The organism is Streptomyces sp. NPDC003327, from assembly GCF_053589515.1.
On sequence record NZ_JBSFSA010000006.1, the window covers coordinates 202,251 to 220,030 of the forward strand.

Here is a 17,780-nt window from a genome sequence, read left to right on the forward strand (position 1 = left end):
TTTGATCGGGAGAATGTCCAGCCTTTTGAGTGGCTAGCCGTCCTGGGACTTGCCACTCGAACGAGTGGACCCCGCGGATGCCCCGGCCTTGGCGCCCACCGAGCCCGAGGACTTCGTCGCCGACGGCGTCTCGAAAGACTCCAACGCCTCCAGTACGTCCTGGACACGGGAGATCTCGGCATTGATGTCCTTGCGGCGGCGCGTCAGCACCTCCAGCTCCCGCGTGCCCTCCTCGACGAGCCGCGCGGCCTCGGCCTCCGCCTCCGCCTTCACCTTCTCCGCCTCGGCGATGAGCGAGGCCTTCTTCTGCTCGGCCTCCTTCAGGAGCGCGTCGGCCTTCCTGACCGCCGCGATCCGGACCTTGCTCGCCTCCGAACTCGCTTCCGACACCAGCTCCTTGGCCTTCTCCTCGGCCTCGGCCCGCTGCTCCTCCGCGGCCTTCACCAGCTTGTCGACCCGCTCGCCGGCCGTCTTCATCTGCTCGGCCGTCTCGCGCCGCGCCCGGTCGTGCAGCTCCTCGATCTCGCCCTCGATCCGGCCCCGCAGCTCCTCGGCCCGCTCCCTTATGGCGGTCGCGTCGCTGCGCGCTCCGACCAGCAGCTCGTCCGCGTCCGTACGGGCCTTCTCGACCAGCGAGTTGCCCTCCACGGTCGCCTCCGCGACGATCCGCTCGGCCTCCTTGCGGGCCGCACCGACCATCGTGTCCGCCTGCGACTCCGCCTCGGTGGTGGCGCGCAGCGCCTCCTCCCGGGCCTTGGAGATGAGCTGGTCGGCCTGCTCGGCCGCGTCGGAACGCTTCCGCGCCCCGGCCTCGCGCGCCTCGTCGAGCGTCCGGTCCGCCTCGGCGCGGGCCTCCGCCCGCATCTGCTCGGCCGCGGCGGCGGCCTCCGCCTTCACCTTCTCCGACGCGGTACGGATGCGCTCCGCGTCCCGCAGCGCCTCGGCGATCGCCTCGTTGCCCTCGGCCCGCAGCCGCTCGGCCTCCTCGGCGGCGGCACCGACGGTCCGCTCGGCCTCGGAACGGGCGTCCGCCGTGACCGAGTCGGCCAGCTCCCCGGCCTCCTCCGTGATCCGGCCGGCCTCGGCCGTCGCCTCCGCGACGAGCGCGTCGGCCTGCTCGGCGGCGTCGGTACGCCGCTTGTCGGCGGCCTGCCGCGCCTCGTCGAGGATCCGCTCCGCGTCCGCGAGGGCCGCGGTGCGCAGCGCCTCGGCGTGTGCCTCGCCGTCCGCCCTGACCTGCTCGGCCAGCGCGAGCGTCTCCGCCGCCTCGGCCGCGATCCGCTCGGCCTCGGCGGTCGCCTCGCCGACGAGGGTGTCGGCCTGCTCGGCCGCGTCGGTACGCCGCTTGTCGGCGGCCTGCCGCGCCTCGTCGAGGACCTGCTCGCCCTCGGCGCGGGCCTCCGCCCGCAGCGCCTCCGCCTGCGCCTCGCCGTCGGCCCTCGCCTGCTCGGCGAGCCGGTGCAGCTCGGCCGCCTCGGCGGCGATCCGCTCCGCCTCCGCGCGGGCCCCGCCCACCGTCGACTCGGCGCGCTCGGCCGCCTCCGACCGGATGCGGTTCGCGTCCTCGCGGGCGTCGGCGCGGGTGCGGGCCGCGTCCTGCTCGGCCGAGGCCAGCGAGTCCGTCACCTCCGTCCGTACCCGCTGGGCGTACTCGGCGGTGTCCGCGCGCAGCTTCTCCGACTCGGCGATCGCGTCCGCGACCGTCCGCTCGGCCAGTGCCTTCGCCGCCTCCGACTCCTCCTGGGCGCGCTCCCGGACCCGGGCCGCGTCCGCCGAGGCCCGCTCCCGCTCCTCGTACGCGTCGGCGCGGACCCGGTCCGCCTCCTCCTGCGCCTCCGTGCGCGTGCGCTCGGCCGCGTGCTCGGCGGCGGACCGCAGCCCGGTGATCTCCTCCTCGGCCTGCTCCCGCAGACCGGCCACCGAGTCCCGCACCTCCTGGGCGGTGTGCTCGGCCGCGGCGACCATCTCGGTCGCGCGCGCGTCCGCCTCCTCGACCAGGCGGTGCGCCTCGGCCTGCGCCTCCTCGACCCGCTTGCGGGCGGCGGCGAGCAGCTCCTCCGACTGCTCGCGGGCGACCTCGCGCTCCCGGCCCGCCTCGGACCGCGCCGACTCCAGGGTCTCCTCGGCCTCCCGGCGCCGCCGGTTGGCCTCCTCCTGCGCGGCGGCGAGCGCCTCGGCGGCCTCGGCGGCGACCCGCTCGGCCGCCGAGGCGGCCTCGGCCCGCACCCGGTCGGCCGTCTCCTGGGCCTCCGACCGGAGCCGCTCGGCCTCCTCGGCGGCCTCCGTGCGCAGCCGTACCGCCGCCGACTCGGCCTCGGTACGGGCGGTGGCGGCGTCCGACGCGGCCTCGGCGCGCAGCCGCTCGGCCTCCTGCTCGGCCTGCTCCTGGAGCGTACGGATGCGCTCGGCGGCCTCGGTCCGCTGCCGCTCCGTGTCCTCGGCGGCCTCGCGCCGCATCTGCTCGCTCTCGGCGCGCGCCTCGGCCAGCTCCTCGCCCGCGGCCGTCAGCTTGGTCTCGGCCTCCGTGTGGAGCCGGGTCAGCTCGGCGGCGGCCTCCGCGCGGCGGGCCTCCGCGGCCCGCTCGGCGTCGGCGCGCAGCTCGGCCGCGGCCTTCTCGGCGGCGTCCTTGACGGACTCGGCCTGCTCCTCGGCCTCGGCGCGCAGCCGCTCCGCCTCGGCGCGGGTGCGCTCCAGGGTCTCCTCGGCCTGGGCGCGGAGCGTCTGGGCCCGCTCCATCGCCTCCGACTTGACCCGCTCGCTCTCGGCGCCGGCCTTGGCGCGCAGCTCGTCGGCGTCCGTACGGGCCTTGGTGAGCAGTTCCTCGGCGGTCCTGGCCGCCTCCTCGATCTGCTGGACGGCCTCGCGGCGGGCCTCGCCGCGGATGCGCTCGCCCTCGTCGATCGCCTCGGCGCGCAGCTGCTCGGCCTCGCCGCGCAGCCGGCGTGCCTCCTCCTGCAGCTCGACCGTCTTGGCCCGGTACTCCTTGGTGTCGTCCTTCGCCGAGCCGAGCAGCTCGTCGGCCTGCTCCTCGGCCTGGGTGCGGAGCCGGTCGGCCTCGGTCTCGGCCTCGCGGCGGATCCGCTCGGCCTCCTCGGAGGCCTTGCGGGTGGTCTCGCGGGCGTCCTCGGAGGCCTTGGTGAGGATCTCCTCGGCGTTCCGCGCGGCCTTGGCGAGGGCGGCGGCGGAGTCCTCGGCGGCGGCCGACAGGGCCTTCTCCGAGGCCTCGGTGACCAGCTTCTCGGCGTGGGCGGTGGCCTCGCGGAGCTTCTCCTCGGCCTCCGCCTTGAGGGCCTCGGCCTCCTTGGTGGCCTCGCCGACGAGCCGGGCGATCTCCGTCTTGGCGGTCCGGGTGCGCTGCTCGTTGACGGACTCGGCGGAGGCGAGCTGCCGGGCGGCCGCCTCCTTGGCCTCGGTGAGGGTCTTCTCGGCCTCGGCGCGGGCCTGCCGGAGCCTCTCCTCGGCCTCCTGCATCCGCTGCTCGGCGGCGCGGGAGACCTCGGTGGCCTGGCGGCGGGCCTGGTCGGTCTCGGCGGTCGTGGTCGAGCGCAGCTGCTCGGCGTGGCTCGTGGCCTCCTGGGCCTGGGTGGAGGCGGCGGCGATGAGCCGCTCGGCGTCCTTGCGGGCGCGCAGCAGAATCGCTTCGGCCTCGGCGCGGGCGGCCTGGGCCTCGGCGCCGACGCGCCGGCTTGTCTCCTCGGCGAGGCGGGCGGCCTCGGCGCGGGCGGCGGCGAGCGACTGCTCGGCCTCCGCGCGGGACTCCTCCATCAGCCGGCGGGCCTGGGACTCGGTACGGGCGCGCAGCTGCTCGGCCCAGGCGACGTTCTCGTTGACGTGCGCCTCGACGGTCTGGCGGCGCTCGTTCAGCTCCTGGTCGAGCTGCTGGCGGCGCTGCACGGCCTCGTTGTGCAGTTCGGCCTGGAGCCGCGCCTGGTGCTCCGCGTGCTCCTGGAGGATGCGCTGGGTCTGGGCGCGGGCGTCGCGCAGCTCGCGCTCGGCGTCCTGGCGGAGCTGTTCGGCCTGCGCCTGGGCGTTGCGCAGCAGCTGCTCGGCCTGGTATCCGATGTCCGCGCTGTCGTACGCGGGCCGGGACGCGATGGCTCGGCGCGCCTCGTGGAGCTTGGCCCGCAGGACCTCGACCTGGTAACCGAGGTCCTCGGCGTGCTGGACGGCCTTCTCGCGCTCGGTCTTCAGCCGGTCCATCTCGGCTTCGAACCTGGCGAGATGGTCGTCTTCAGCTCGGTGGCTCTCCTGGCGTTCGTAGCCCCGCACTGCGCGGTCCCATCCTTCCCCGAGCTCTCCGAGCATGGGGAGACCCCAACCCTGCTCGCACTCCAACGAGCCCGTCCCCTCGGCCGAGGACGGACCCCCGGGGAATCGTGGCAGATCGGACGACCCCGACATCCCGACTTCGGTGCCGCACGGAGCGGCCCCGACCGGCCCCGGCCCGGAGTCGCCCACTCTACCGGGCCAGGAATCCGGAGGTCAGTGCTCCACTGAGGAGTGGTCAGCCGACGGCTCGGCGGAGGTGACCAGTTCGGTGAGGACGCCGTGGCAGTCCTTGGGGTGCAGGAAGGTGATCCGGGAGCCCATGGAGCCGATCCGCGGCTCGTCGTAGAGGACGCGCACGCCCTTGGAGCGGACGGCCTCGGCGTCGCCGTCGACGTCCGCCGTGCCGAAGGCGATGTGGTGCACGCCCTCGCCGTTCTTCGCCAGCCACTTGCCCACCGCGGAGTCCTCGCGGGTGGGCTCCAGGAGCTGGAGGTAGGAGGCTCCGCCGTCGTCGGTGGAGTTGATCTTGAGCATGGCCTCGCGGACGCCCTGCTCCTCGTTGACCTCGGAGTGGAAGACCTCGAAACCGTACGTGGCACGGTAGAACTCGACGGTCTTGTCCAGGTCGAAGCAGGCGATCCCGATGTGGTCGATACGCGTCAGCATTTCTCCAGTGCACCGCCGGTGCGCCGGTTACGCAACGTGCGCGCCGTCACACCGTCCGGCCGGTGACCGGGTGCGTCGGCCGTCAGTACATTGGCGGTAAACCCTCGTTCACTTCTCATCCCAAGGGGCTGTGCCTCATGTCTGGAACGACCGGTACCACCTCAGTGATCGTCGCGGGCGCCCGCACGCCCATGGGTCGCCTGCTCGGCTCGCTCAAGTCCTTCTCGGGCGCGGACCTCGGCGGTTTCGCGATCAAGGCCGCCCTCGACCGCGCGGGCATCGGCGGAGACCAGGTGCAGTACGTGATCATGGGCCAGGTGCTCCAGGCGGGCGCCGGGCAGATCCCCGCCCGCCAGGCCGCCGTCAAGGCCGGCATCCCCATGAGCGTCCCGGCCCTCACCATCAACAAGGTGTGTCTGTCCGGCCTCGACGCCATCGCCCTCGCCGACCAGCTCATCCGCGCGGGTGAGTTCGACGTCGTCGTCGCCGGCGGCCAGGAGTCGATGACCAACGCGCCGCACCTGCTGCCGAAGTCCCGCGAGGGCTACAAGTACGGCGCGATCGAGATGCTCGACGCGATGGCGTACGACGGCCTCACCGACTCCTTCGAGGGCATCGCCATGGGCGAGTCCACCGAGAAGCACAACACGCGCCTCGGCATCGGCCGCGAGGTGCAGGACGAGCTCGCCGCCCTCTCGCACCAGCGCGCCGCCGCCGCCCAGAAGAACGGCATCTTCGAGGCCGAGATCACCCCGGTCGAGATCCCGCAGCGCAAGGGCGAGCCCGTCGTCTTCGCGAAGGACGAGGGCATCCGCGCCGAGACCACCGCCGAGTCCCTCGGCAAGCTCCGCCCGGCCTTCGCCAAGGACGGCACGATCACCGCGGGCACGGCCTCGCAGATCTCCGACGGCGCCGCCGCCGTGGTCGTCATGAGCAAGGCCAAGGCGCAGGAGCTGGGCCTGGAGTGGATCGCCGAGATCGGCGCCCACGGCAACGTCGCGGGCCCCGACAACTCCCTCCAGTCGCAGCCGTCCAACGCGATCCTGCACGCCCTCAAGAAGGAGGGCCTGACCGTCGAGGACCTCGACCTGATCGAGATCAACGAGGCCTTCGCCGCCGTCTCGCACCAGTCCATGAAGGACCTGGGCGTGTCGCCGGAAAAGGTGAACGTCAACGGCGGCGCCATCGCCCTCGGCCACCCGATCGGCATGTCCGGCGCCCGCCTGGTGCTCCACCTCGCCCTGGAGCTGAAGCGGCGCGGCGGCGGCGTCGGCGCGGCCGCCCTGTGCGGTGGTGGCGGCCAGGGCGACGCGCTGATCGTGCGCGTGGCCGGCAAGTAAGACAACCGACCGAGGAGCAGCGCAGATGGTGGATGTCCCCGAGCTCGTCGCCCAGGCGCGGGAGGGCAGGCCGCGGGCCGTGGCCCGGCTGATCTCGCTGGTGGAGGGGGCCTCGCCCCAGCTGCGCGAGGTGATGGCGGCGCTGGCCCCGCTCACGGGCGGCGCCTACGTGGTGGGTCTGACGGGTTCGCCGGGCGTGGGCAAGTCCACCTCGACCTCCGCACTGGTCTCCGCGTACCGCAGGGCGGGCAGGCGGGTCGGCGTCCTGGCCGTCGACCCGTCGTCCCCGTTCAGCGGGGGCGCGCTCCTCGGTGACCGGGTCCGGATGTCCGAGCACGCCTCGGACCCGGGCGTGTACATCCGCTCGATGGCCACCCGCGGCCATCTGGGCGGTCTGGCCTGGTCCGCCCCGCAGGCGATCCGCGTCCTCGACGCGGCCGGCTGCGAGGTGATCCTGGTCGAGACGGTCGGCGTCGGCCAGTCGGAGGTGGAGATCGCCTCCCAGGCCGACACCTCGGTCGTCCTGCTCGCGCCCGGCATGGGCGACGGCATCCAGGCCGCGAAGGCGGGCATCCTGGAGATCGGCGACGTGTACGTGGTGAACAAGGCGGACCGGGACGGGGCCGACGCCACCGCCCGGGAGCTGAACCACATGCTGGGCCTCGGCGAGGCGCGCGCGGCGGGCGACTGGCGGCCGCCGATCGTGAAGACGGTCGCGGCGCGCGGCGAGGGCGTCGACGAGGTCGTGGAGGCCCTGGAGAAGCACCGGGCCTGGATGGAGGAGCACGGGGTGCTGGCGGAGCGCCGCCGGGCCCGTGCGGCGCGCGAGGTCGAGACGATCACGATCACGGCCCTGCGGGAGCGGATCGGCGATCTGCGCGGCGACCGGCGGCTCGACGCCCTCGCGGAGCGGATCACCGCGGGCGAGCTCGACCCGTACGCGGCCTCGGACGAGCTGGTCGCGAGCCTGACGGGCAACTGACCCGGCGCGGCGGTCCGCGCACGCGAGAGGGGCCTCCCCGGTACCGGCCGGGGAGGCCCCTCTCGTCGTGGCGCAACGCCGTACGGGCCCCGCCCTACGGCTTGCCGCGGCGGCCGCGCAGCTGTTCGGCGACCGGCTTGAGCGAGGCGTGGAGGCCGCCGAGGGCCTCGTCGCCGATCTGGTCGATGAAGTGCTTGCGCACCGACTCGACGTGGTGCGGGGCGACGCGGCGCATGGTCTCCATGCCCGCGTCCGTCAGGACGGCGTAGAGGCCGCGCCGGTCCGACTCGCAGTTGACGCGCTGGACGAGGCCGGCGTTCTCCATCCGCGTGATCTGGTGGGAGAGCCGGCTCTTGGACTGCAGCGTGGCCGCCGCGAGGTCGCTCATCCGCAGGCGTCGCTCCGCCGACTCCGAGAGGTTCACGAGGATCTCGTAGTCGTTCATCGTCAGGCCGAAGGGCTGGAGGTCCTTCTCCAGCTGGTACGTCAGCATTCTGTTGACGTCCAGGAAGGTGCGCCAGGCGCACTGCTCGGCGTCGCTGAGCCAGGGGGTGGCCGTCTCGGTCTCCATATATGGATTCTACCTAAGAAGTTGAATTCTTGACGAAATCTGGGAGTGTGACACGGGGCACCCGCGGCCCCGACGCAGGTGCAGGCGTTCGACGGGCGTCACACTCCGCAGATTACCGTTCACAGCCCGAAGCGACGCTGGAGGTCACCGAGCTGTCCGGGAAGGCGCGGTACCGAGCCTAGGGGACCCTGGCCGGAACCGTGCGCTCCATGGCCTCCGGGAACCCCCGCCTCCGCCGGCACCCCACCGATGCTCCGGTCCGGCATCAGCAGCTCCGTCGACTGCAGCAGCACCGTCCCCGCCCCGACGAACTCGAACTGGTGCTCCTCGCCCGAGGTGCCCCCGATGCCGGTCAGCGCCCGCACCCCGCCCATCACACCCGTCATGTAGCCGTGGTCGTAGTGGTGGCACGGGGAGGGGCAGTCCGCCCAGCCGACCAGCGCCTGCGGGTCCACCCGCAGTGGGGGCTCCATGAAGACCACCGGGCCGTTCGACGCCGCCACGAACTTCCCCGTGCCGATCAGCGTCACGAAGCCCGGCACGATCGACTGCTTCAGCGCCAGCGTCGGCTGGTACGCCAGCAGGTTCCCCGAGCGGATCGTCAGGTTGCCGTCGTCCAGGTCGTACGAGTTCACGTCGAACGCCCGGTCCGCGAGCAGCATCTTCCCGCTGCCCTCCGCCACCACCCAGTCGCCGGCGTGCAGCGGCGAGTGGAACGACGTCCGCACCAGCCGGTCGAGCCGGCCGTGACCGATGCCGTTGAAGTCGATCCGCCCGTAGTAGGCGATCATCTTCCCCTTCTGCAGGAACCACTGGGAGCCCTTGAGCTCCACGCAGAAGGTGTACGGGTTCACGTTGTCGTCCGACGGCAGGGTCGTCGGATCGTGGATGACCGGGGTGCTCACAGCTTCTCCTCCGAGGCCTGGACGTACACCGCTCCGCGGCCGCTCAGCTCCAGCTGGAACGCCTCGCCCGAGCCGCGGCCCACCATGTCGCGCCAGCCCAGCGCGGTGGAGAGCTTGTTCCGCACGTCGCCGTGGTGGGCCACGTACGCCTGCGGGTCCACGTGGACCGGACGGTCCGGGGTGATCGGCAGTTCGACGACTCCGCCGTGCGCCATGACGGCCACCGAGCCGTGGCCCCTGAGCGTCGTCGTGAAGAGGCCCTGGCCGGTGACCTGGCCGCGCACCATGCCCATGACGCCGCCCCGGGAGCCCAGGAACATCGTGCCCTGCTCCAGGGTGCCGTCGAAGGCGAGGAGCCGGTCCGCCTCCACGTACAGGGTGTCGCCGGTGAGGGCGATGACCTGGATGTGGTGGCCGCCGTGACCGAACATCACGGTGCCGCTGCCCTCGACCGTCATCAGCGGGGTCGCCTCGCCCGCCACCCGGCGGCCGATCATCGACATCAGGCCGCCCTGGCCGCCCGCCATGTTCGGCGTGAAAGTGACGTCGCCCCGGTAGGCCAGCATCGCGCCACGCTGGCTGAAGAGGCGCTGCCCGGGGATCAGGGTCGCCTCGACCATCTTCGAGTTGATCTCGCGGAACGGCATCAGACGTCGCCCCCGATGGTGTTGCGCTCGCTCGGCTGCACGTACACGAGCCCGTCGCCCTCGAAGCGGATCTGGAAGGCCTCGCCGCCGCCCTCGCCCATCAGGGTGCGGAAGGTCACACCCGACTGGAAGTGCTGCTGGAGGTTGCCCTGGTGGGCGATGTACGCGCCGGGGTCGACCTGGAGCGGGTACTGCGGGGTCACCCGGAGCACCACCGCCGGGCCGTCGGACATGATCGCCGCCTGGCCCGTGCCCTCGACGGTCGTCGTGAAGAGGCCGTTCCCGGTGGCCCCGCCGCGCAGACCCGTGAAGGTGGTGCCCGTGCGCAGCCCGGCGTCGGTGCAGAGCAGATTGCTCGCCTCGACCCAGAGCTTGTCGCCGTGCAGCGCGACGAGGTTGATCTCGGAGGCCCGGTCGGCGAACCAGCAGGTCCCCTGGCCGCGTACCTCCATCACCTCCATCTGCTCACCCGTGAGCCGGCGGGTGACCATGCCCCGCAGGCCCTCACCGCCGCCACTCATCTTCTTGAACGCCATCTGGCCGTCATAGGCGACCATCGAGCCGTTCTTCGCCTTGACGGCGTCGCCGGTCATCGAGACGGCGAGCACCTTGCTGCCTTGGAGTCGGAACGTTGCCACCCCAGGAAGGTACTGGCCCCCCGGATAAAGAGACAGCAAAGTCGGCGTGCACAATGTACGGGCCCGCCCTTGTGCATCCGTTCACAAGATCGAACGAAGGTGACCCCCTCCGTGGACATCAAGACCGCTTCCTCCCTCCACCGGCTCCGGCTCGTCTCCGCGCCCGAGGCCGTCTCGTTCCTGCTCCTGCTGGTCTGCTCGGTGCTGAAGCGGACCACGGACTTCAACGCGGTGCCGGTCATGGGCGCGGTCCACGGCGCGCTGTTCGTCCTCTACGTCCTCTTCTGGCTCGACGCCTGGAACCGCACCAAGTGGAGCTTCGGCACCGCCGCCCTCTACTTCGTCCTCTCCGTCCTGCCGTTCGGCGGCTTCTACGCGGAGCGGAAGCTGAAGCGCGAGGCCGCCGACGCCGTCATCGCCTCCCGCGCGCGGGCGGAGCGGGCCGAGGGCGCGGTGAAGGCGTGATCGTCGCGTTCTCGGTGACCCCGCTCGGCGTGGGGGAGGAGGTCGGCGCGTACGTGGCCGACGCCGTCCGCGTCGTCCGCGAGTCCGGCCTGCCGAACCGCACCGACGCCATGTTCACCTCGGTCGAGGGCGAGTGGGACGAGGTCATGGACGTCGTCAAGCGGGCCGTCGCCGCCGTCGAGGCACGCGCGCCGCGCGTCTCCCTCGTCCTCAAGGCCGACATCCGCCCCGGTGTGACCGACGGCCTGACCTCCAAGGTCGAGACGGTCGAGCGCCACCTCGGCGCCTGACCCCCTCCTGCGCCGACCCGCGAGGCGCTCCGCGCGCCCCTCACGAAGCCCCCGGCCCCGCCGCCGGGGGCTTTTGCGCACCCCGGGTGCGAGCGGCCGCCCAAGATCGGCTACCGTGCTCCTTGAGCAGTCGCTCAAAACTGCGGAAGGTCCCGGTCGTCGCCGGGCTCCGGTGACTCCACGGGGGAGCGCCACCGGGCCACGGCGACGACCGGTCCGCGGGGCCGGGGGGTACGGGCCGGGGGGTACGGCCGGGGCACGGGCAAGCCGGGGGTACGGGCATGGGCCGGGACACCAAGGAGAAGCTGCTCGACGGCGCCCTGCGCACCCTCGTCGAGCAGGGCGTCGCCAAGGCCTCCGCCCGCGCCGTCGCCACCGCCGCCGGAGTCAACCAGGCCCTCGTCTTCTACCACTTCGGCTCCGTCGACGAGCTGCTCGCCGCCGCCTGCCGCCGCGGCGCCGAACAGCGGGTCGCCCGCCACCGTGCACGGCTCCAGGCGGTCACCAGCCTCTCCGAGCTCCTCGCCTTCGGGCGCGAGATGCACACCGAGGAGCGGGACGCCGGCCACGTCGCCGTCCTCGGCCAGCTGCTCGCCGGGGCGCAGGACCACCCGGTGCTCGGCCGGGCCACCGCCGACGGGCTCGACCTCTGGGTCGTCGAGATCGAGCGGGTCCTCACCCGGGTCCTCGCCGGAACCCCGCTCGACGGCCTCGCCGACCCGGCCGGGCTCGCCCGCGCGGTCGCCGCCTCCTTCGTCGGCCTCGAACTGTACGAGGGCGTCGACCCGGACGGGGCCTCCGCCGCCCTCGGGGCGCTGGAACAGCTCGCGGCGCTGATGGCCGCCCTGGAGGAGCTGAACCCGGTCGCCCGAAAGGCCGTCACCTACGCCCTGCGCCGTACCCGCTAAAAACGCTCACTCGGACGACTCCAGTCGACACGCCGTTGGTTGTCCCCTTTTGTTGGGGTATCGACCCGTTCGACGACAGCTGGAGGCACCGTGCGGCCGGGAGGCTACGACTACGACACCTACAGCCGACTCGCCGGTCCCCTCACGGAGCCGGATCCGGCGGCGTACAAGGTGCAGTACCGGAGTCTGCTCGCGAAGGAGCCGCACCGCATACGCGCCGTCCTCCTCATGGGCCTCGCGCCGGTCCTCTCGGCGGTGCTCCTCGCCTATCTCGTCTGGCCCACCCACTGGACCGTCCGCGAGGGCGGCGACCTCTGGCTCGTCCGCTTCGACAAGGTCATGCTCGTGTCGATCGGCCTCATCTGCTTCTTCATGCTGGTGAACGTCGCCTCGATCGCCCACGCCACGATGGTCGCCCGTGACCCGATACCCGTCCGCCCCGAGCCCGGCACCCGCGTCGCCTTCCTCACCACCTACGTACCGGGCAAGGAACCCCTCACCATGGTCCGCGGCACCCTGGAGGGCGCCGTCCGGCTGCGGCACGACGGGCTCCTGGACGTCTGGCTCCTCGACGAGGGCGACTCGCCCGAGGCCAAGGCGCTCTGCGCCGAACTCGGCGTCCGCCACTTCACCCGCGCTGGCGTCCCCGAGTGGAACCGCCCCAAGGGCCCCCACCGCGCCAGGACCAAACACGGCAACTACAACGCATGGATCGCGCGCTACGGCGACGACTACGACTTCTTCGCCTCCGTCGACACCGACCACGTCCCGCTCCCCAACTTCCTGGAGCGGACGCTCGGCTACTTCCGCGACCCCGACACCGCCTTCGTCGTCGGACCGCAGGTCTACGGCAACTACGCCGGCGCCGTCACCAAGGCCGCCGAGTCGCAGCAGTTCCTCTTCCACGCCCTCATCCAGCGCGCCGGGAACCGCTACCACGCCCCCATGTTCGTCGGCACCAACAACGTCGTCCGCATCGCCGCCGTCCAGCAGATCGGCGGCCTGTACGACTCCATCACCGAGGACATGGCCACCGGGTTCGAACTGCACCGCACCAAGAACCCGGGCACCGGCCACTACTGGCGCTCCGTCTACACCCCCGACGTCCTCGCCGTCGGCGAGGGCCCGGTCTCCTGGACCGACTTCTTCACCCAGCAGCTGCGCTGGTCCCGGGGCACGTACGAGACCATCCTCAAGCAGTACTGGAAGGCGCCCTTCCGCACCCCGCCCGGCCGCTTCCTCAACTACAGCCTGATGCTCGTCTACTACCCCATGACGGCCGTCAACTGGCTCCTCGGCATCCTCAGCTGCGTCCTCTACCTGTGGCTCGGCGCCTCCGGCACCCAGGTCTCCTCCCAGATCTGGCTCATGATCTACAGCGACGCCGTCGCCCTCCAGATCGGCCTCTACCTCTGGAACCGGCGCCACAACGTCTCCCCGCACGAACCCGAGGGCTCCGGCGGCCTCGCCGGCATGGCGATGTCCGCGCTCTCCGCGCCCATCTACCTCAAGTCCCTCGGCTCCGCCGTCCTGCGCACCCGGGGGCGCTTCGTCGTCACCCCCAAGGGCGGCGCCGCCAGCCCCGACCGCGTCCTCACCTTCCGCATCCACCTCTCCTGGGCGGCGGTCCTCCTCGTCTCCCTCGCCGCCTCCGTGTACCTCGACCACACCCACGCGGCCATGCGCACCTGGGCCGTCCTCGCCCTCCTCGTCTCCCTCGCCCCCGTCTCCGTCTGGGCCTGGACGACCAGGCGGGACCGCCGCCTGCTGCGGCTGCGCGACCACGCCCGCGCCAGGGCCCGCGCCCGCGGCCGCGCCGACGCCCGCGAGGGGGTCGAGGTCATCACGGCCGCCGCGCCGCACCCGCCCGCCCCGGCGGCCCCCGCCCCCACGACGACCGGAGGGAACTGAGCCATGGCCTACCGGCCGTCGAAGGAATTCAGGAAGACCCTGCTCGGCAGCGGCGCGGTCCTCGTCCTCGCCGCCCTCAACGCGCCCGCGGCCCTCTCCTTCGCCGAGGAGCGCTACCACGCGTACAAGATCGCCCAGCCCGGCTACAAGAAGGCGTACGGCTCCTGGGCCCAGGTCGACGTCCCGCCCGAGTACCGCGTCAACGCCATCCACGCGGCCCTGTTGCGCACCGGCAAGGTGCTGCTCATCGCGGGCTCGGGCAACAGCCAGAAGAACTTCGACGCGGGGACCTTCGAGACCGTGCTCTGGGACCCGGTGAAGAACACCTTCAAGAAGATCCCCACCCCCGAGGACTTCTTCTGCTCCGGCCACACCCAGCTCCCCGACGGCCGCCTCCTCGTCGCGGGCGGCACCGCCCGTTACGAGATCCTCGACGGCGAGGTCAAGAAGGCCGGCGGCGGCATGCGCGTCAAGAACGAGAGCCCCGACAAGGAGGTGAAGCTGAAGAAGGGCACCGTCTTCCGGTCGCCCTCCGGGGTCGAGTACGTCTCCAAGTTCGACGTCACCGTCCCCAGGGCGAAGCGCGAGTTCGAGATCTCGTACTTCAAGAGCGGCCAGATGAAGCCCTGGCAGACCAAGGTCACCGCCGCCGAGGCGCGGGTCTTCGTCGAGGCCAGGAAGGAGGGCCCGCAGGCCCTCACCACGGAGGCCGCGCAGTACGAGGTCGTCGGCCTGAAGGGCGAGGACGCCGACAACGTCTACGGCCTTGCGCAGAAGCTCACCACCGAGAAGCAGGACTTCCAGGGCATCAGAGGCGCCTACGAGTTCGACCCGAAGGCCGAGAAGTACGTCCCGGTCGCCCCCATGAAGGACGCCCGCTGGTACCCGACCCTCGTCACCCTCCAGGACGGCAGGGTCCTCGCCGTCTCCGGCCTCAACGACGTCGGCGACGTCGTCCCCGGTGACAACGAGATCTACGACCCCGCGACGAAGAAGTGGTCCAAGGGGCCCTTCCGCTACTTCCCCACCTACCCCTCCCTCTTCCTCACCAAGGGCGGCACGCTCCTCTACACCGGCTCCAACGCCGGCTACGGACCCGCCGAGAAGGGCCGGGAACCGGGCCTGTGGGACCTGCGGAAGAACACCTTCACCAAGCTGTCCGGGCTCACCGACCCCGACCAGCTGGAGACCTCCGCGTCCGTGATCCTGCCCCCCGCCCAGGACCAGAAGGTCATGGTCCTCGGCGGCGGCGGCGTCGGGGAGTCGCCCAAGTCCACCGCCCGCACCTCGATCGTCGACCTGTCGAAGGACAGCCCCGTCTTCACCGACGGCCCGCGCCTGCCGCAGGGCACCCGCTACCTCAGCAGCGTCCTGCTCCCCGACGACACCGTCTTCACCACCGGCGGCTCCGAGGACTACCGCGGCCGCGGCGGCAGCGACGTCCTCAAGGCCCAGTTCTACGACCCGAGGACCAACGCCTTCACGGAGGCGGCGGAGCCCACCGTCGGCCGCAACTACCACTCCGAGGCGCTGCTGCTGCCCGACGGCCGGGTCGCCACCTTCGGCTCCGACCCGCTCTTCGACGACAAGGACAACACCAAGCTCGGCACCTTCGAGCAGCGCATCGAGGTCTTCACCCCGCCCTACCTCCACCGGGCGGGCGCGCGCCGGCCCGTCCTGGGGGAGGGGCCGCAGGAGCTCGACCAGAACGGCCGGGCCACCTTCAAGACGCGGGACGCCGACCGGATCGCCGCGGCCCGCCTGATGCGACCGAGCGCCGTCACGCACACCACGGACGTGGAACAGCGCTCGATCGAACTGGACCTGACGAAGGGGCAGGACGGCGTCACGGTCACCGTCGACGTGCCGGACGACCGGACCCTCGTACCGCCCGGCTGGTACATGCTCTTCGTCACCGACCGCGACGGCATCCCGTCCGAGGCGAAATGGCTCCAGGTGCGCTGAGCCGCCGGGGCCGGCGGGCGCCCGTGCCCGACTCAGGACTTCCCGGGCTCAGGACTCCCCGGGCTCAGGACTCCGCGCGCCGGGCCAGGCCCAGGGCGTAGTCCGGCCACCACGTCCCGGCGGCCGGGCCGCCCCGGCACGGGCCGTCGGAGTCGCCGGGACGCTTGATCCACAGGTACGCGTCGACCAGCGCGTCCCCCGTCCGGTCCGTCGGCGGCACCCCGAGGGACCGGCCCGGCGGATTGCACCAGGCCTCCGCCCCGTCGCCCGGGAAGGGCCCGGCGCCGTTCCGGCTCGTGTCCACCGTGAAGTGGACGCCGCCGAGCAGCCCCGACAGCGTCGCGCCGAACGCCCGCACCGTCTCGTTCGTCTGGAAGTTGGAGACGTTCAGCGAGAAGCCGTCCGCGCGCGCCACCCCCGCCCGCCGCAGCGGCTCCACCAGCTTGCCCGGGTCGTCGATCCACGCCGGGTTGCCCGCGTCCAGGTAGACCCGGACGCGCGGCTGCCGCTTCAGCCGCACGATCGCCTCCGAGAGCAGCTGGTACCGCTCGTCGTGGTACTGCGCCGGCGTGCAGCCGTCCACGATGTGCGGCACCGCGTCCGGCTCCAGCACGACGATCGCCGAGGCGTCCCCGACGGCGGAGGCGAAGGCCTCGATCCAGTCGCGGTACCCCTGCGCGTCGTGCGCGCCGCCCGCCGAGTACATCCCGCAGTCCCGGTGCGGGATGTTGTACGCCACGAAGACGGCCGTCCGGTCCTCGGCCGCCGCGCCCCGGACCGCCCGCGTGATCTCCGGTACGGGATCGTCGCCGGCGGGCCAGTCCGCGACCGGCCGCTCGGAGATCCGCTTCAGGACCTTCGCGTCCTCGGTCCTGCCCTCCGCCTCGTACTGCCGCACCTGCCGGGCCGCGTCGCTCTCCGGGTCGACCCAGAACGGCGAGCCGCTCGCCGGAGCGGCCGACTCGCCGCGCGCGGACGGTGGCCCCACCGGCGTCCTCGCCGGCTCGTCGGAGGAGCAGCCGCCGAGCAGCAGCGCGGAGGCGAGGGCGAGGGCGGCGGTGGTGACGGAACGGCGGTGCATCCGGCCCCCAGGGCGGGTACGGAACGGTACGGAAGGACGGCACGATCGTCACGAAGCGTGACGGGCCCGGCCATCGTGACATATGCGTCCATCGGTGACCGGCTGCGACACCGCCGGGGCGACGCCGGGCGGCGCCCGCGCGTACGGGTGCGGGCGACCGAGGGGCGAGACGGGGCTGACCGCCATGTGACCAGTGGGTAAGGTCGACGCGTGCCGAAGCCGCTCAGTCTCCCCTTCGACCCCATCGCCCGCGCCGACGAACTCTGGCAGAAGCGGTGGGGCCCGGTCCCGTCGATGGCCGCGATCACCTCGATCATGCGGGCCCACCAGATCCTGCTCGCCGAGGTCGACGCGGTCGTCAAGCCGTACGGGCTGACCTTCGCGCGCTACGAGGCCCTCGTGCTGCTGACCTTCTCCAAGGCGGGCGAGCTGCCGATGTCGAAGATCGGCGAGCGGCTGATGGTCCACCCCACCTCGGTGACGAACACGGTGGACCGCCTGGTCACGGCCGGCCTGGTCGCCAAGCGCCCCAACCCCAACGACGGCCGCGGCACCCTCGCCTCGATCACCGACAAGGGCCGCGAGGTCGTCGAGTCCGCCACCCGCGACCTGATGGAGATGGACTTCGGCCTCGGCGCGTACGACGCCGAGGAGTGCGCCGAGATCTTCGCGATGCTGCGGCCGCTGCGGGTCGCCGCGCACGACTTCGACGAGTCCTGACCCGCCCGAAGATCGCCCGGAACGTGCCGTTACGCTCGACGTCATGAAATCCAGCGTGCTGACCCGCTACCGCGTCATGGCGTACGTGACCGCCGTCATGCTGCTCGTGCTCTGCACGTGCATGGTCTTCAAGTACGGGTTCGACATGGGCGAGGACGTGACCTTCGCGGTCTCCCAGGCCCACGGCGTCCTCTACATCATCTACCTGATCTTCGCCTTCGACCTGGGCTCCAAGGCGAAGTGGCCCTTCGGCAAGCTCCTGTGGGTGCTGCTCTCCGGGACCATTCCGTTCGCCGCCTTCTTCGTCGAACGCAAGGTCGTCGCCGAGACGCTTCCGCTGGTCAGCGGCGCGCAGGCACAGCCCGTCAAGGCCTGACACACGGCTCCACCCCCACCCCCGCACACATGTGCGGGGGTTTGCC

The 17,780-nt window shown here is 72.3% G+C and carries 16 protein-coding genes; 9 read left to right on the top strand and 7 right to left on the bottom strand.

Going from position 1 to position 17,780, the window contains the following annotated elements; all coding sequences use genetic code 11:
- Window positions 1-33: 33 nt before the first annotated feature.
- On the bottom strand, window positions 34-4,269 hold the full coding sequence (scy, locus tag ACWDVG_RS08255; protein WP_451697333.1) for a polarized growth protein Scy: 4,236 nt from the start codon (window positions 4,267-4,269) through the stop codon (window positions 34-36).
- Between the two features lie 213 nt (window positions 4,270-4,482).
- A complete protein-coding gene (mce, locus tag ACWDVG_RS08260; RefSeq protein WP_451697335.1) occupies window positions 4,483-4,935 on the bottom strand; it encodes a methylmalonyl-CoA epimerase in 453 nt (150 codons plus the stop codon).
- Between the two features lie 137 nt (window positions 4,936-5,072).
- On the opposite strand from mce, the gene ACWDVG_RS08265 reads away from it, so the two are divergent.
- Window positions 5,073-6,275: an acetyl-CoA C-acetyltransferase gene (locus ACWDVG_RS08265; RefSeq protein ID WP_451697337.1), complete on the top strand. Its 1,203-nt coding sequence runs from the start codon at window positions 5,073-5,075 to the stop codon at window positions 6,273-6,275.
- Window positions 6,276-6,300: 25 nt separating this feature from the next.
- On the top strand, window positions 6,301-7,257 hold the full coding sequence (meaB, locus tag ACWDVG_RS08270; protein WP_451697339.1) for a methylmalonyl Co-A mutase-associated GTPase MeaB: 957 nt from the start codon (window positions 6,301-6,303) through the stop codon (window positions 7,255-7,257).
- Window positions 7,258-7,351: 94 nt separating this feature from the next.
- Here meaB and ACWDVG_RS08275 read toward each other — a convergent pair whose 3' ends face one another.
- The 4 genes from ACWDVG_RS08275 to ACWDVG_RS08290 all read right to left on the bottom strand — a co-directional run bounded on the left by ACWDVG_RS08275 (window position 7,352) and on the right by ACWDVG_RS08290 (window position 10,018).
- A complete protein-coding gene (locus ACWDVG_RS08275; protein WP_451697341.1) occupies window positions 7,352-7,828 on the bottom strand; it encodes a MarR family winged helix-turn-helix transcriptional regulator in 477 nt (158 codons plus the stop codon).
- Window positions 7,829-7,947: 119 nt separating this feature from the next.
- Window positions 7,948-8,733, bottom strand: a complete 786-nt coding sequence (locus ACWDVG_RS08280) for an AIM24 family protein (protein WP_451697343.1) — start codon at window positions 8,731-8,733, stop codon at window positions 7,948-7,950.
- Window positions 8,730-9,380: an AIM24 family protein gene (locus tag ACWDVG_RS08285; protein WP_451697345.1), complete on the bottom strand. Its 651-nt coding sequence runs from the start codon at window positions 9,378-9,380 to the stop codon at window positions 8,730-8,732. The genes ACWDVG_RS08280 and ACWDVG_RS08285 overlap by 4 nt, the downstream gene beginning before the upstream one ends.
- A complete protein-coding gene (locus tag ACWDVG_RS08290; protein ID WP_329283137.1) occupies window positions 9,380-10,018 on the bottom strand; it encodes an AIM24 family protein in 639 nt (212 codons plus the stop codon). The genes ACWDVG_RS08285 and ACWDVG_RS08290 overlap by 1 nt, the downstream gene beginning before the upstream one ends.
- A 111-nt stretch (window positions 10,019-10,129) precedes the next feature.
- Here ACWDVG_RS08290 and ACWDVG_RS08295 point away from each other — a divergent pair, with 111 nt between their 5' ends.
- From ACWDVG_RS08295 to ACWDVG_RS08315, 5 genes are all read left to right on the top strand, one after another.
- On the top strand, window positions 10,130-10,483 hold the full coding sequence (locus ACWDVG_RS08295) for a DUF3817 domain-containing protein (protein ID WP_451697347.1): 354 nt from the start codon (window positions 10,130-10,132) through the stop codon (window positions 10,481-10,483).
- Window positions 10,480-10,773, top strand: a complete 294-nt coding sequence (locus ACWDVG_RS08300) for an MTH1187 family thiamine-binding protein (RefSeq protein WP_451697349.1) — start codon at window positions 10,480-10,482, stop codon at window positions 10,771-10,773. Before ACWDVG_RS08295 ends, ACWDVG_RS08300 begins: the two co-directional genes overlap by 4 nt.
- 281 nt (window positions 10,774-11,054) lie before the next feature.
- Window positions 11,055-11,681 (top strand): TetR/AcrR family transcriptional regulator, encoded by a 627-nt coding sequence (locus ACWDVG_RS08305; protein ID WP_451697351.1) that lies wholly within the window; start codon window positions 11,055-11,057, stop codon window positions 11,679-11,681.
- A 90-nt stretch (window positions 11,682-11,771) separates the two neighbouring features.
- Complete coding sequence (locus tag ACWDVG_RS08310) at window positions 11,772-13,592, top strand: glycosyltransferase family 2 protein (RefSeq protein WP_451697353.1); 1,821 nt, start codon at window positions 11,772-11,774, stop codon at window positions 13,590-13,592.
- Between the two features lie 3 nt (window positions 13,593-13,595).
- Window positions 13,596-15,557 (top strand): galactose oxidase-like domain-containing protein, encoded by a 1,962-nt coding sequence (locus ACWDVG_RS08315; RefSeq protein ID WP_451697355.1) that lies wholly within the window; start codon window positions 13,596-13,598, stop codon window positions 15,555-15,557.
- Between the two features lie 64 nt (window positions 15,558-15,621).
- Here ACWDVG_RS08315 and ACWDVG_RS08320 read toward each other — a convergent pair whose 3' ends face one another.
- Window positions 15,622-16,638 (bottom strand): glycoside hydrolase family 6 protein, encoded by a 1,017-nt coding sequence (locus ACWDVG_RS08320; protein ID WP_451697357.1) that lies wholly within the window; start codon window positions 16,636-16,638, stop codon window positions 15,622-15,624.
- Window positions 16,639-16,848: 210 nt separating this feature from the next.
- Between ACWDVG_RS08320 and ACWDVG_RS08325 the strand changes: the two genes are divergently transcribed.
- A complete protein-coding gene (locus ACWDVG_RS08325) occupies window positions 16,849-17,358 on the top strand; it encodes a MarR family winged helix-turn-helix transcriptional regulator (RefSeq protein ID WP_451697359.1) in 510 nt (169 codons plus the stop codon).
- Window positions 17,359-17,401: 43 nt separating this feature from the next.
- Window positions 17,402-17,734 carry a DUF3817 domain-containing protein gene (locus ACWDVG_RS08330; protein WP_451697360.1) on the top strand — a complete coding sequence of 111 codons (333 nt, stop codon included), beginning with the start codon at window positions 17,402-17,404 and terminating at the stop codon, window positions 17,732-17,734.
- Window positions 17,735-17,780 lie beyond the last annotated feature (46 nt).